The organism is Streptomyces sp. NWU339 (assembly GCF_003143855.1).
In the GTDB taxonomy this organism is placed as follows: Bacteria; Actinomycetota; Actinomycetes; order Streptomycetales; family Streptomycetaceae; genus Streptomyces.
Map to the genome: position 1 here is coordinate 185,167 of NZ_QFRK01000011.1, position 15,330 is coordinate 200,496.

Below are 15,330 nucleotides of genomic sequence, written 5' to 3' on the forward strand. Positions count from 1 at the left end.
TCGGCGGACAGTCGGATCGGCAGACGAACCGGCGGGCAGTTCAAGATCACGCCAAAGCCGGTGCACATGTCGGTCCATGCGGCGATACTTGGCGGGACGGATGACCACGGGGGAGGTCGGGTGACACACACGCCGAGCGGCAACGCGGCACCGCCGGGCGGGGCCGCGCCCACCGTGCCCGCCGTACCCTCGCAGTCCGGGCCCGGCAGCGCGCCGGCGACTCCCCGTCACACACCCGACGGCTCCCGGCTCCCCGCGCCCAGACCGCCGGAAGCACCCCGGCGCACGGCGTTCGTCGAGGGCGCCGTGCGCCTGCGCGAGGCCGCCACCACCGAACCCGGCCGTCTGAGGATCATCGGCGCGGTCCTCGCCACCCTGGTCGTGGCCTTCGGCGCCGTCACCGCCTGGCAGATGACCGACAGGGCCGCGGCGGCCGACGCCGTCCTCACCAGCAGCCAGCCCCTCACCTCCGACGCCGCCGACATCTACCGCTCCCTCGCGGACGCCAACACCGCGGCCTCCAGCGGCTTCCTGGCCGGCGGTCAGGAGACCGCCGCCTCCCGGGACCGCTACGAGAAGGACATCCGCACCGCCGCCGCCAAACTGGTCAACGCCGCGGCCAACTCCGACCCCGACTCCTCCTCGGCGGCGACCATCGCCGAACTGAACCGGCTGCTGCCCGAGTACAAGGGCCTGGTGGAGCGCGCCCGCACCTACAACCGCCAGGGCTACCCCGTGGGCGGCGCCTACCTGCGGTACGCGAACGAGAAGATGCAGCAGGAGATGCTCCCGGCGGCGGAGGACCTCTACAAGAAGGAGAACCAGCGCCTGCAGGCCGACTACGCGGACGCGACCCCCTACCCGTGGGCGGCCATCGCGCTCGGCACCGTCGCCCTCGCCGCGCTCGCCTGGACGCAGCGCCGCACCTACCTGCGCACCCACCGCGTGCTCAACCACGGCCTGGTCGCGGCCACGGCGGCGTCCACGGTGGTCCTGCTCTGGCTGGTCGCCGGCCACAGCATCGCCCGCTCGGGGCTGAACGACTCCTACGACCACGGCGTCCGCTCGCTCAACGTGCTGCACGACGCCCGTATCGCCTCCCTGAGGGCCCGGGGCAACGAGAACCTGACGCTGGTGTCGCGCGGCGCCGAGACGAAGAAGGTCGGCGACGAGACGCACGACGCCTACGACTACGACTTCGAACGCGACATGGACGCCCTCGGCAAGGGCCTGACCCGGGCCGGAGAGCTCGCGGACGACAGCGGCGGCAAGAAGCCGGTCACCGCCGCAGTGAGCAACATGACGGAGTGGAAGAAGCGCCACGGGGCCGCCCGGGAGCAGGACGAGAAGGGCAACTACCAGCGGGCGCTGGACCTGGTGATCGGCGGCAAGGGCGCGACCGGCGAGTGCTTCGACGGTGTCGACGACAGCCTGGCGGCCGCGCTCGCCCACGAGGAGGCCGAGTTCACGGAGGCGGCCGGCGGTGGCCGGGACGCGCTGAAGGGGCTGCCTGAGGGCGCGGCGGGCCTCGCCGTGCTGGGCGCGGCCGGCGCGGTGCTGGGCATCGGCCGCAGGCTGTCGGAGTACCGGTGAAAGGGGGCGTGATGAGGAACGCACGACGCCTGCGGGCCGGTCTGCGGGGCTGGGGCGGGGTGGGCGCGATGGCCACCGTGTGCGTGCTCGCGCTGATCTTCGCGCTGGTGCTGACCCGCGCCGGGTCCCCCGCCGTCAAGGCCCCGAAGGCCGCGGGGCACACCGTGACGGACGCCGTCGGTGCGGACGCGGAGTGCACCGATCCGGAGAAGCAGACCCTGTCCCCCTCCGACGCGGACGGCGACACCATCGACGCGATCAAGAACCGGCCGGGCGAGAAGCGCAAGCTGATCGTCGGCATCGACCAGAACAGCTACCGCTGGGGCTACCGGGACCCCAACGGCGGGGGCGGCGCACAGCTCGAGGGTTTCGACATCGACCTGGCGCACCGCATCGCCGAGGACATACTCGGCGACCGGGACGCGGTCCAGTTCAAGGCGATCCCCACCGACCAGCGCATCCCGGCGATCAAGGACGGCCGGGTCGACATGGTCGTCCGCACGATGACGATCAACTGCGAACGCCTCCGGGACGTGGCGTTCTCCGCCCCGTACTTCAGGACGGGACAGCAGGTCCTGGCCCCGAAGGCGTCGTCGGTCACGGGATACGACAAGACGCTCGCGGACCGGAAGATCTGCACGGCGGCCGGTTCCACCGCGTACGCGAAGCTGGAGGAGGACAAGGCGGCGGGCAGGCTCCCGAAGTCCGCGGACATCCGCACCACCGTCCCCAACCAGCTCGACTGCCTGGTGCGGCTGCAGCTCGGCGAGGTCGACGCGGTGGTCACCGACGGCGCGCTCGCCGCCAGCCAGGCCGCCCAGGACCCGACGGTCGAACTCAAGGGCGACGCCTTCACGACCGAGTACTACGGCGTGGCGATGGAGAAGAACGCGAAGGACCTGCTGCGCCGGGTCAACCAGATCCTGGTGGACTTCCGCGAGGACACCGAGGACGGGTGGCAAAAGGCTTACGAGACATGGCTGTCGGCGACACTGGGCAGTGATCCCGCGAAGTCGAGGCCACCCGCTCCGCAGTACCTGCGCACGGACTGACCAGCCGTCAAAAACCGACCACCGAAGACGAACCGCCGAAGACGAACCGTCAACGACCTTCAACGACCGACCCGCAGCGAAAGGTGATCGATGGGCGACACGGACCCCACCGGGCCGGTGATGGACCGGGACGAGGTGGACCGTGCGCTCGCGCGGCTCGGCGCGGAGCACGAGGCGGTCGAGACCTCGCTCCTGGCCCTGCAGGACCACGCGGGCCGCAGGCTCCTGGAGGGCGCCCGCCTCACCGGCCGCACCGAGGAGCGCTGGGCGGCCACCGAGGCGTCGATCACCCTGCTGTGGACGTACTTCGACGCGTACACGGGCGCCCTGCGCACCGCCCGCGAGATCCGTGCCCGGCGCCGCTGGTCCAGCCGTGAGGACCTGGTGGAGCTGACGGAGCTGCTGCGCGGCGAGTGCGTCACGGTCCCGGGCTCGGCCACCGCCGCCGCGAACGCGCCGACGCCCCCAGGCCGGCCGGGGAACCGGCTCAGCGAGCGCTACTCGCTGGCCACGCTGGTCGAGCGGATGAACGAGCTGTACGCGTCGTCGCTGGACATGGTCGTCGCCGCGGACGCGGTGTGGTCGGCGCTGCCCGCCCGGATCGATCTACTGGCCGCCGAGCTCCGGCGCACCCGCCGGCTCGCGCACCCGGTCGGTGTGCGCCCCGGCGAGCATCCGGCGGGCGACGACCTGGAGCGGATCACCCACTCCCTGACCGCGCTGCGCGAACAGGTGGTGTCCGACCCGCTGGCGTTCTGGAAGCCCGCGGAGGGAAGTTCGGCGCCGGGCGGCGGCAGACCGGACACGACGGTGTACGACCGCGAGGCACGGGCCCTGGAGGAGGTGCGCCGCGAGATCGACGCGGTGCTGGCGGTCCGTCAGGACTCCGAGAAACGGATCGTGCGCCTGCGGGACGTCCTGTCGCGCGCCGACCGCACCCTCGCCGAGGCGCGCATCGCGCGCGGCGAGGTGCTCGCGAAGATCGCCGCGACGGAGGTGCCGGTCGTCAGCGGGCCGCCGACCGCGCTGCAGGAGCAGCTGGCGACGGCCGCCGAGTACCGCAGGCACGCCCAGTGGCACCGCCTGTCCCCGCTCCTGGAGTCCCTGGAGCAGAAGGCGGAGGACGAACTGGAGCGCGCCCGCGAGTCGTTGACCGCGGTCACCGCACCGCTGGCGATCCGCGCCGAGCTGCGCGGCCGGCTCGACGCGTACCGGGCGAAGGTCGCCCGGCACGGTCTCGCGGAGGACACCGTGCTGGTCGAGCGGTACGAGAGGGCGCGCCGCATGCTGTGGAGCGCGCCCTGCGATCTGCGCGTCGCCCGGGAGGCGGTGCTGCGCTACCAGCACGCGGCCGCCGAACTCCTCGGCCCCGCACCCCGGGTGCCCGGTCAGGGCACGCCCGAGGAGGGCGAAAGGCCCGGCGCATGAGCGACAACGGGGAGGCAGCGGCATGAGTCAGGCGGAGAACCGGACGCACAGCCAGGGGCGGAACGGGCAGGGAGCGCGGGCGGAACAGCAGGAGCCGCAGGAGCAGGCCGCCGCTCCCCGGGCGTGTCAGCGTCCCGGCTGCGAGGGTGTCTACGAGGACGTCGGCGGCGGCGAGCTGTACTGCGACACCTGCGGTCTGGCTCCGGTCGTGTCACCATTGGGGTCTCCCCTGCTCGAGCGCAGCCGAGAGCTTGGGGAAGGCATGGTCGGCTCGGTCCCCACCGGTCTCACCGCCGGTGGCCACGGCTCCCGGTCCGGCGGCCGCGGTTCGCGCGCGTCGTCACAGCCGTCACAGTCGTCGCGGCCATCGCGGTCGTCCCGGTCCCGGCGCTCGGTGTCCGGGCGGCTCTCCCGTTCCCTGCCGGGAGGCGGTGCCGAACGCTCGGTGTCGGTGCGCGGCTCCGGCTCGTCGGCGGGCTCCTCCGGCCGCGGCCGGCTGGGCGCGGGGCTGGTCCAGGTCCCGCCGATCCCGCGCCCCGACCCGCGCGCGATGGTGCTGGACAACCCCGAAGTGCCCGAGCGGAAGCGATTCTGCTCCCGTTCGGACTGCGGGACTCAGGTGGGCCGTGCGCGGGCGGGCCGGCCGGGTCGTACGGAGGGCTTCTGCACCAAGTGCGGCCACCCGTACTCGTTCGTCCCGAAGCTGCGGGCCGGCGACGTGGTGCACGGCCAGTACGAGGTGGTCGGCTGTCTGGCGCACGGCGGACTGGGCTGGATCTACCTCGCCGTGGACCGGGCCGTCTCGGACCGCTGGGTGGTCCTCAAGGGCCTGCTGGACACGGGCGACCAGGACGCGATGGCCGCGGCGATCTCCGAGCGGCGCTTCCTCGCGGAGATCGAGCACGCCAACATCGTGCGGATCTACAACTTCGTGGAGCACCTCGACCCACGCACCGGTTCCCTCGACGGCTACATCGTCATGGAGTACGTCGGCGGCAAGGCCCTGAAGGAGATCGCCAACGGCCGCCGGACGCCGGACGGCAGACGGGACCCGCTGCCGGTGGAGCAGGCGTGCGCGTACGGCATCGAGGCGCTCGAGGCGCTGGGGCACCTGCACAGCCGCAACCTGCTGTACTGCGACTTCAAGGTCGACAACGCGATCCAGACCGAGGACGAGCTCAAGCTGATCGACATGGGCGCGGTGCGCAGGGCGGACGACGACGAGTCGGCCGTCTACGGCACGGTCGGCTACCAGGCCCCCGAGGTCGCCGACGTCGGCCCCTCGGTCGCCTCCGACCTCTACACGGTCGCCCGGACGCTCGCCGTCCTCACCTTCGACTTCCAGGGCTACACGAACGTCTACGCGGACTCGCTGCCCGACCCCGACCACATCGAGGTCTTCCGGCAGTACGAGTCGTTCTACCGGCTGCTGGTCCGCGCCACCGACCCCGATCCGGCCCGCAGGTTCGCCTCCGCGCAGGAGATGAGCGAGCAGCTCACCGGTGTCCTGCGCGAGGTCGTCTCGCTCCGGTCGGGCCGTGCCCGCCCCGCCCTGTCGACCCTGTTCGGCCCGGAACCGCGGGTGACGGACACGGAGTTGTTCCCCCGGTCGCGGGGCGACGTGTCCCGCCTCGGAGTGCGGGCGGTACAGCGCGCCGGATCACGACGGACGCCGGGACGGAAGCAGCTCGCCGAAGGAACCGCCACCGCCCCCTCCCCCACCATCGGCACCACCGCCGCCTCCGGCCCGGCGGACATCGTCAGGCCCGTCGACGCTCCCGCGGCGGCCCTCGCCCTGCCCGTCCCGCACGTCGACCCCACCGACCCCAACGCCGGTTTCCTGGCGGGCCTGCTGGCCTCCGCGCCCGCCGAGCTGGTCCACGCCCTGGCGGCGGCGCCCGCGCCGTCGGCCGAGACCCGGCTGCGGCAGATCCGCGCCTGGCTGGAGACCGGCGAGTCGGACACCGCGCTGGACGCGCTGCGGGCCCTGGAGGAGCAGGACCCCGACGACTGGCGGGTGGTCTGGTACCGCGGGGTCGCCGCCCTGGTCACCGGCGACCACGAGGGCGCCGCGCTCGCCTTCGACGCGATCTACGACGCCTTCCCCGGCGAGATCGCGCCCAAGCTGGCGCTCGGCCTGTGCGCGGAGGTGCTGGGCCAGCTCGACAACGCCGCCGAGTACTACCGCCTGGTGTGGTCGACCGACCCGAGCCATGTGAGCGCGGCGTTCGGCCTGGCCCGCGTGCGGCTCGCCACCGGTGACCGGCGCGGCGCCGTACGGACGCTGGAGTCGGTGCCGGAGTCCTCCATCCACTACACGGCCGCGCGGGTGGCGGCCGTACGCGCCCGACTGCGGGGGCGGGCCGCCACCGCCGGTGACGTACCGTTCCTGGACGACCTGAGCACCGCCGCGTCCCAGGTCGAGGCCCTGGAGTCGTACGGGCTGGACCCGGCGCGCCGGGAGCAGTTGTCGGCCGAGGTCCTCGGCTGCGCGCTGGACTGGGTACTCTCCGGGGGCCAGGGTTCCGTTCCGCTTCCGGCCCCGCCGGGCCGGGGGAACCGAAACGCCGTCAGCGCTGCCGGGGGACGGACCCTGCTCGGCAGCGGACTGGACGAGCGGAACCTGCGCTTCGGGCTGGAGCGTTCGTACCGCACGCTGGCCCGGCTGGCGCGGAGCGGTGAGGAGAGGATCGACCTGGTGGAACGTGCCAACCGTTACCGCCCCCGGACATGGGTGTAGTTGATGTCGCAAATGCCCCAGCAGGCCGCTCTGTCGAAGTGCCCGAGCTGCGAGGAACCCCTCGAGCCGGGTGATCGTTTCTGCGGTGCGTGCGGATACGACCTGGCGGCGGTCCCGGCACCGCCGACGGACCATCCGACGATCGTCATGAACGGTTCGGTGCCCGCGCCGAGCCCGGCGGAGCGCGGGGCCGCGGTCCGGCCCCCGCAGACGCCTCCCGTGGCGCCCCCGGCGCCGCCCGCGCCGCCGGCCGGACCGGGCTGGCCCGCCGCCGGTCCGGAGGGCTCCGGCGCGTCCGCCCCGACGCACCGGCCGACGGACCTGGCGGGCACGGACTCGGCCGGCCTGCCGCTGTCCGGCCCCGCCCCCCACCCCGCACCCGCGGCACCGGCAGTCGTGCCACCGCGCCCCGCCGCCCCGCCCGCGCCCCCGCCCGCCGCGCCTCCCGCCGCCGGCGCGGCCCGGTCCTCCGGTGTGCGCTTCGATCGCCCCGCCCAGCCGGTCGCGCAGCCCGACGAGTACCTGCTCCAGGCCCCGGACCCGCGCGTGTCCGCCGAACGCGGACAGCCCGCCCCGGAGACCACAGGCACCCCGGAGACCGCAAGCGTCCCGGACACCACGGTGTGCGTGGCCTGCCGCGCGGGCAGGGTGGACGACGACGGCTACTGCGAGAACTGCGGCCACGCCCAGCCACGTGAACGGGACCACATGGAACAGGAATGCGGCCCGCTGGCCGCGGTCAGCGACCGCGGCCTGCGCCACCACCGCAACGAGGACGCCTTCGGGATCGGCACCACCACGCTGCCCGACGGCTCCCCCGCCTCGGTCGCGGTCGTCTGCGACGGCGTCTCCTCCGCGACCCGGCCCGACGAGGCCTCGCTGGCCGCGTCCCGGGCGGCGAACGAGTCGCTGCTCGCGGCCCTGCCGCGCGGCACGCACCCGCAGCAGGCGATGCACGACGCGATCGTCGTCGCGGCGGACGCGGTCAACGCGCTGGCCGACGAGCCCGCCACGGACCGCGAACGGTCCCCGCACCAGAACGCCCCCGCCTGCACCTTCGTCGGCAGTGTGGTGACCGACGGCCTGCTGGTCGTCGGCTGGGTCGGCGACAGCCGCGTGTACTGGGTGCCGGTCGACCGCGCCGCGCCCCCGGCCCGGCTCACCGAGGACGACTCCTGGGCCGCGCAGATGGTCGCCGCGGGACTGATGGGCGAGGCCGAGGCGTACGCCGACCAGCGCGCCCACGCGATCACCGGCTGGCTCGGCGCGGACGCCTACGAACTGGAGCCGCACACCGCGTCGTTCAAGCCGGACCGGCCCGGTGTGGTCGTGGTCTGCACCGACGGGCTGTGGAACTACGCGGAGTCGGCCGAGGAGATGGCCCGGGTCGTCCCCGTCGACGCCGCCGTCCGCCCGCTGCACGCCGCCCGGGTCCTGGTCGGTCACGCCCTCGACGGCGGGGGCCACGACAACGTGACGGTGGCCCTCGTCCCGTTCCCGGCCGTGCCGCAGGGGGCAGGATCGGCCTGAGGCCGCGTACGGCGGGCCCTCGCGGGGAAACTACGGGGAAGCCGCGGGAAGCCGCGGGAAGGTGCCAACGAACCGGAGGGGACCGGTCCGTCATCTGTCGTCGCCCCGCACCGTCGCGGGGTTCTCCAGGGGGAGAGAAACAGGCATGGCCAACTTCTCGAAATCCAACGTGCCGCAGTTCTCGGTGGACGTGTACCAGAACGAGTACCTGCCGGAGGGCGGCCGCGAGGTCAACGCCATCGTCACGGTGACCGCGACCGGCGGCGGCACCATCGGCAGCGCGGTGGCGGCACCCCACCTCTACGCACCCGGTGAGGGTCCGTCGGCGGCCGTGGTGCTCATGGTCGACTGCTCCGGCTCGATGGACTATCCGCCGACCAAGATGCGCAACGCCCGGGACGCCACGGCCGCCGCGATCGACGCCCTGCGCGACGGCGTGCACTTCGCGGTGGTCGGCGGCACGCATGTGGCGCGGGAGGTCTATCCCGGTGCCGGGCGGCTCGCGGTCGCCGACGCGGCCACTCGCGGGCAGGCCAAGCAGGCGCTGCGGGCACTGAGTTCCGGCGGGGGCACGGCCATCGGCACCTGGCTCCGGCTGGCCGACCGGCTGCTGTCGTCGGCGGACGTGGCGATCCGGCACGGCATCCTGCTGACCGACGGACGCAACGAGCACGAGTCGCCGGAGGATCTGAAGGCGGCCCTGGAGGCGTGCGCCGGGCGGTTCACCTGTGACGCCCGCGGCGTGGGCACCGACTGGGAAGTGAAAGAAGTCACAGCCATCGCCTCCGGCCTCCTCGGCAGCGCCGACATCGTCGCCGACCCGGCCGGACTCGCCGCCGACTTCACGCGGATGATGGAGACGGCGATGGGCAAGGAGGTCGCGGACGTCTGCCTGCGGCTGTGGACCCCGGTGGGCACGACTGTGAAGTTCGTCAAACAGGTCGCGCCGACGGTCGAGGAACTGACCGGCCGCCGTACCGAAGCCGGCCCGCGGGCGGGCGACTACCCGCTGGGTTCCTGGGGCGACGAGTCCCGTGACTACCACCTCTGCGTCGAGGTCCCGCCCGCCGGCATCGGGCAGGAGATGCTCGCCGCCCGGCTCTCACTGGTCATCCCGCAGCCTGGGGAGGGTGTTCAGAAGCTCGGCGCGCAAGGTCTCGTGCGGGCGGTGTGGACGGACGACATGGCCGCCTCCACATCGTTGAACCCCCAAGTCGCCCACTACACCGGGCAGGCCGAACTGGCACAAGTCATCCAACAAGGTCTCGACTTGCGCAAAGCTGGCGATTTCGATGGAGCAACGTCCAAACTGGGCCGCGCCGTTCAGCTCGCGAGCGCCTCCGGCAACGCGGATACCGCGAAACTGCTTGCGAAGGTGGTGGACGTGGTCGACGCCTCGACAGGTACTGTGCGACTGAAAGCGAGGGTCGAGGAGGCCGACGAGATGACACTCGAAACCCGGTCCACCAAGACTGTTCGTGTAAAAAAGTGAACCTGAAGTGAACGAGCCCGGCCTCCAAGCCGGAGAACTTCGGTCGGAAGCGACCGAAAAGGAGAGGAGGAAGCGCCGACATGCCGACCTGCCCGAACGGACACCAGTCGGGTTCCGACGACTGGTGCGAGGTGTGCGGTCACCGCATGGCGGGGTCCGTGCCCCCGCCGCCTCCTCCCCCACCGCCACCCGGCGGCGGCTACGGGTTCCCGCCTCCCGGCGGTCAGTCCGGACCCGGCGGCCCGGGTGGCCCCGGCGGTTTCGGCGACCCGGCCGGCCCCGGCGGCCGGGCGGAGCTGTGCCCGCAGTGCCGCACGCCGCGTGAGGGCGGCGCGCCGTTCTGCGAGGAGTGCCGGTGGAACTTCCTGACGAACACGGCCACCTCGTACACGCCGGCCGCCCCGCGCCCGGTGCCCCCCGGACCGGGCGGACCCGGTGGACCGGGTGGTCCCGGTGGACCGGGTGGTCCCGGAGGGCAGTACCGGCAGCCGCCCGGCCCGGCGTACGGCGGTGACCCCTACGAGTACCAGGGCTCCCGTCCGTCCCAGGTGAACCGGCCCGCCGAGCCGATCCCGCCGGGCCCGCCCGGTTTCGGTGGCGACCCCTCCCGCCCGGTCCCCCCGTCGCCCGGCCCGGGTGGTCACGGCGGTCCCGGTGGCCAGGGTGGCTACGGCGGTCCCGGTGGCCCCGGCGCTCCGGGTGCTCCGGGTGGTCCGCAGGCGTTCGGCGGCCCGCCGGCCCCGCCCGGATTCCCGCAGGAGACCGGCCGTCCGCCGCACCAGGGCGGCCCCGCCTTCGGCGGCGGTGACGACGACTGGGTGATCCCCCCGCCCTCCGGCGGCCCCGGCGGCCCGAACGGTCCCGGTGGTCCGGGTGCTCCCGGTGGTTACGGCTACCCGCAGCCCGGTGCGACCCAGGCGCCGCCCGGCCCCGGCGGATTCCCGCAGCAGCCCCAGGCTCCGGCGACCTGGACCGCGACGATCGGTCCGGACCGTGACTACTTCATGGCGATGATGCACCGCTCCGGCCCCGAGGCCACGGGCCTGAACCTGCCCGCGTACTCGCCCGAGCAGCAGCGCACCCTCACCGGCAACCAGCTCACGATCGGCCGCCGGCGCCACTCCACCGGTGACACCCCCGACATCGACCTGTCGACACCCCCGGAGGACCCGGGCGTCTCCCACCAGCACGCGGTGCTGGTGCAGCAACCGGACGGCAGTTGGGCGGTCGTCGACCAGAACTCGACGAACGGCACGACGGTCAACGGCTCGGAGGAACCGATCCAGCCCTTCGTCCCGGTCCCGTTGCAGGACGGCGACCGGGTCCACGTGGGCGCCTGGACGACGATCACCATCCACCGGGGCTGAGAAGGCACACCCGTGGCGTTCCCGCCCCTGCCCCCGACGGGCAGGGGCGGGAACGCCGGAGCCCCGGAGACCTCGAAGACCTAGGTCCTGAGGCCTATGCCGCGGTGTCTGAGACCATGGACGGCGTGACAGAGATTCGGCGCGGCACGCTTCAGGAGCAGACGTTCTACGAGCAGGTCGGCGGGGAGGAGACCTTCCGCCGGCTCGTCCACCGTTTCTACGTGGGGGTGGCGGACGATCCGCTGCTGCGGCCCATGTACCCGGAGGAGGACCTGGGTCCGGCCGAGGAGCGGCTGAGGCTGTTCCTGATCCAGTACTGGGGCGGTCCGACGACGTACAGCCAGAACCGGGGCCATCCGCGGCTGCGGATGCGGCACGTGCCGTTCAAGGTCGACCGGGCCGCGCACGACGCCTGGCTCAAGCACATGCGCGACGCCCTCGACGAGCTCGGCCTGTCCGAGGAACACGACCACACGATGTGGAAGTACCTGACGTACGCCGCCGCCACGATGATCAACTCCCCGGACTGACCCACCGGCCCGGCACCTCGCGGACGTGCGCATTCCGGTCGCCCGTCGCCGGAATCCGATCACGATCCGGTCAAGTCCGGGCCGCAAGCGCTACCCCGTGACGGACTCCCTCTGACACGATCGCCCGGAGGTCCGGACGACAGGGGGAGTCTCGGGTGGGAAGCGCTGCGGGGACGGTGAGGTTCGTCCTGGCGCGTGCCCGGGCGTACCGGCCGCTGCTCGCCGCCGCGCTGCTCACGGTCCTGCTGACCACGGCGGTGCTGGCGACCCTCACGGCGTACTCCGGCACGATCGGCGACGCGGCCCTGCGGCACGCCCTGCGCGACCCGCGGGGCGCGGCCGACACCACCCTCGTCGTCAAGGCGGACGTCCCCGCGCGGGAGCGTGCCGCGGCCGGCACCGCCGTACGGGACGGCGCCCGTGCCGCCTTCGACGGGCTGCCGGTGACCCTGCGCACCCTGTCCCGCTCCGGCCCGTACGCCCTGCCCGCGTCCGTACACCCCGCGGACGGCCGTGCGGACCCGGGTGCGGGTGGCGAGGACCCGGGTGCCCCCGCCGGCGACCGGGGCGCCTCCGACACCTCCGGCCTCACCCACCTCGCCGCCCTGGACCGCACCCAGGTGCGGGTCTTCGCGGGCCGGCCGCCCGGGGCGTCCGGCGGCCCGGTGATCGAGACCGCGCTGCCCGAAGCCGCCGCCCGCCGCCTCGGCCTGGCGCCCGGCGCCCGGCTCACCCTCACCGACCGGCTCGGCGGCCCCGCCGTCCAGGTGCGGATCACCGGTCTGTACCGGCCCGTGGACGCCACCGCGCCCTACTGGCAACTGGACGACCTGCACGGCCGCGGCGTCGTCGAGGTGGACTTCACGACGTACGGCCCGCTGCTCGCCGACCCCTCGGTGCTCAGCGGCGACCGGGTCAGCGCCGGTACCTCGGCGTGGCTCGCGTCGGCCGGCTTCGAGGCGGTGGAAACCGGGCGGATCGGCGCGCTGCGCGAGGCGGTCCGGGACGGCGTCGCCGCCCTGCGCGAGGACCCGGCGCTGGGTGGTTCGGCGAACGCGACGAGTGCCCTGCCCACCGCCCTGGACCGGGTCGAACGCTCACTGCTCGTCTCCCGCTCGACCCTGCTGATCATCGCCCTCCAGCTCGTCCTGCTGGCCGGCTGCACCCTGTTCCTGGTGGCCCGGCTGCTGAGCGCCGAACGCGCGGGCGAGACCCGGGTGCTGCGGGCGCGCGGCGGTTCCCGCGCCCAGGTGGCCCGGCTCGCCGCCCTGGAGGCACTGCTGCTGGCGGTGCCCGCGGCGGCCTGTGCGCCGCTGCTGGCGGGACCGCTCACCGGGCTGCTCGCCGGGTGGGGCGCGCTCGCCCGGATCGGGCTGCACCTGGAGACCTCGGTCGGTTCGGTCGCCGGACGCGGCTCCGTGTGGCTGGTGGCGGCGGGCGTGGCGGTGGGCTGCGCACTGGCCGTCACGGTGCCCGCCCTCACCTCCTCCTTCACGGCCGGCCGGGCCCGGCCGCTGCCCGGCGTGGTCCGGGCGGGCGCGGACGTCGGGCTGCTGGCGGTGGCCGCCGTGGCGTACTGGCAGCTGAGCCGTCAGCCCTCCGGGGTGGTCGGCGCACACCTCGGCGTCGATCCGCTGCTCGTCACGGCCCCCGCGCTGGCCCTGCTGGCCGGCACCGTGCTCACGCTGCGGCTGCTGCCGCCGCTGGCGAGGCTGGCGGAGCGCGGGGCGGCCCGCGGCCGGGGGCTGCCGGGGGCGCTGGCGGGCTGGCAGTTCAGCCGCCGGCCGATGCGGGGCGCGGGCCCGGTCCTGCTGCTGGTGCTCGCGGTGGCGCTGGGCATGCTGGCGATCGGCCAGGGCTCCTCGTGGCAGCGCTCGCAGGACGACCAGGCGGACTTCCGGGCCGGCGCCCCGGTGCGCCTCCTGGGCGCCGGGGAGAGCGAGCCGGGCCGCACCCAGGCGTACGCGGCCGTCCCCGGCGTCGAGACCGCCGCGCCCGCGTACCGTACGTCGGTGCCGCTGTCCGGCAACCGGACGGCGACCGTGCTCGCGCTGGACACCGAGCGTGCGGCGGACACCGTGCTGATGCGTTCCGACCTCGCCCCCGAGCCGGTCCGCCCGCTCCTGGACGGCCTGGCCCCGAAGGGCGGGACAGCGGGTGTACGGATACCCGAGGGCACCGCGCGCCTGACGCTGACGGCCCGCATCCGGGGCGCGGGCCCCGGGACCACGGCCGATGTCAGGACCACCCTGACCGACCCCTACGGAACCCCGTACAAGCTCGGCCTCGGCCGGCTCCGCGCCGACGGGCGGACTCACCCGCTGACCCTCGACCTCGCCGCGGCCACCGAGGCGCCCCCGGGGGAACTGACCCTGACCGGGCTGCAGCTCGACCTGGTCCAGCCGGTCGGGGAGACCGAGAACCACCGGCTCACCCTGGCCGGGCTGACCGCCACGGACACCGAGGGCCGGGCCCGGCGCCTCGCCCTGCCCACCGACTGGGCGTTGTCCTCGCAGCTCACGGCCGGGGAGTCCGCCCCCGACGCGAGCACCGGCCCGACCCGCCCCCGGCTCACCGCCACCGACCCGCCGACCTTCGCCTACGGCACCGGCCACGTCCCGGGGGACGGCTTCTGGAACCCCCCGCTGCTCACCGTCCGGCTGCAGATCCCGCAGCAGGGGGTGGCCGAGATCAGCGCGATCGCCACCGACCGCTATCTGGCCTCGACGAGCGCCCGCCCCGGACAGCGCGTGGACGTGACGATCGACGGTTCCACCGTGCCGGTGCGGATCGTCCGCGCGGTGCGGGCGCTGCCGTCCGCACCGACCGGGGGGAGCGGCGACGGCGGGGCCCTGCTGCTGGACCTGCCGGCCGTCAACCGGGTGCTCCAGAGCAGCAACGGCGAGAACGTGCTGCCCACCGAGTGGTGGCTGCGGACCGCGCCGGGCGCGTCGGCGCGGGTGGCAGCGGCGCTGCGGGACCGGCCCGACGTCGAACCGTCCCGGGTGGTGGTGCGGGACGAGATCGCCGACCGGCTGCGCGCCGACCCGTTCGGCGCGGGGCCCGAGGCGGCGTTCACCGCGGCGGCCCTCGCGGCGGCGGCGCTGACGGCGGTGGGGTTCGCGGTGAGCGCGGCCGGGGCGCTGCGGGAGCGGTCCGCCGAGTTCGCGGTGCTGCGCGCCCTGGGCGCCTCACGGCGGCGGCTGGCCCGGGTGGTGGTCGTCGAGCACGGGGTGCTGGTCGCTCTGGCCTCGGCGGTGGGCGTGCTGTGGGGCACGGTGCTGGCGCGGGCCGTGATCCCGCTGATCATGCTGACGTCGGACGCCGCCCGTCCGGTGCCCCGGGTGCTGGTGGAGCTGCCCGTGGGCCGGGTGGCCGTGCTGCTGGCCGCGGTGGCCGTCACTCCGCTGCTGGTCACGGCCGTACTGGCGGTGCGCCGGGTCGACCCGGTGACCTCGCTGCGGGAACGGGGAGGTGATTGAACCCTCCCCCGGCTGGAGCAGGGGGATTCCTGGCTCAGGAAGCCCCGCAGGCCGGCGACCTGTGAGGTCCTGCTCCCTCGACACCGGCCGGGACGGGACCTGCCCGGTTCGTCGAG

General features: G+C 74.3%; 9 protein-coding genes. All 9 read left to right on the forward strand.

Annotated features, from left to right (window positions below):
• Positions 1–120: 120 nt before the first annotated feature.
• The 9 genes from DIZ27_RS16345 (at position 121) to DIZ27_RS16385 (ending at position 15,214) form a co-directional block, all read left to right on the forward strand.
• Positions 121–1,593, forward strand: coding sequence for a hypothetical protein (locus DIZ27_RS16345; RefSeq protein ID WP_109379135.1), 1,473 nt, complete (start codon positions 121–123; stop codon positions 1,591–1,593).
• 11 nt (positions 1,594–1,604) lie between these two features.
• Positions 1,605–2,645, forward strand: coding sequence for a glutamate ABC transporter substrate-binding protein (locus DIZ27_RS16350; RefSeq protein ID WP_181383549.1), 1,041 nt, complete (start codon positions 1,605–1,607; stop codon positions 2,643–2,645).
• 90 nt (positions 2,646–2,735) lie between these two features.
• Complete coding sequence (locus DIZ27_RS16355; RefSeq protein WP_109379136.1) at positions 2,736–4,073, forward strand: hypothetical protein; 1,338 nt, start codon at positions 2,736–2,738, stop codon at positions 4,071–4,073.
• Positions 4,074–4,095: 22 nt separating this feature from the next.
• The gene (locus tag DIZ27_RS16360; RefSeq protein WP_109379137.1) at positions 4,096–6,813 is read left to right on the forward strand and encodes a serine/threonine-protein kinase; all 2,718 of its coding nucleotides are present in this window, start codon (positions 4,096–4,098) and stop codon (positions 6,811–6,813) included.
• 3 nt (positions 6,814–6,816) lie between these two features.
• The gene (locus DIZ27_RS16365; protein WP_109379182.1) at positions 6,817–8,343 is read left to right on the forward strand and encodes a PP2C family serine/threonine-protein phosphatase; all 1,527 of its coding nucleotides are present in this window, start codon (positions 6,817–6,819) and stop codon (positions 8,341–8,343) included.
• A 145-nt stretch (positions 8,344–8,488) separates the two neighbouring features.
• Positions 8,489–9,835: a VWA domain-containing protein gene (locus DIZ27_RS16370; RefSeq protein ID WP_109379138.1), complete on the forward strand. Its 1,347-nt coding sequence runs from the start codon at positions 8,489–8,491 to the stop codon at positions 9,833–9,835.
• 80 nt (positions 9,836–9,915) lie between these two features.
• Positions 9,916–11,202: an FHA domain-containing protein gene (locus tag DIZ27_RS16375; protein WP_109379139.1), complete on the forward strand. Its 1,287-nt coding sequence runs from the start codon at positions 9,916–9,918 to the stop codon at positions 11,200–11,202.
• 116 nt (positions 11,203–11,318) lie between these two features.
• Complete coding sequence (locus tag DIZ27_RS16380) at positions 11,319–11,732, forward strand: globin (RefSeq protein ID WP_109379140.1); 414 nt, start codon at positions 11,319–11,321, stop codon at positions 11,730–11,732.
• A 155-nt stretch (positions 11,733–11,887) separates the two neighbouring features.
• Complete coding sequence (locus DIZ27_RS16385) at positions 11,888–15,214, forward strand: FtsX-like permease family protein (RefSeq protein ID WP_109379141.1); 3,327 nt, start codon at positions 11,888–11,890, stop codon at positions 15,212–15,214.
• Positions 15,215–15,330 lie beyond the last annotated feature (116 nt).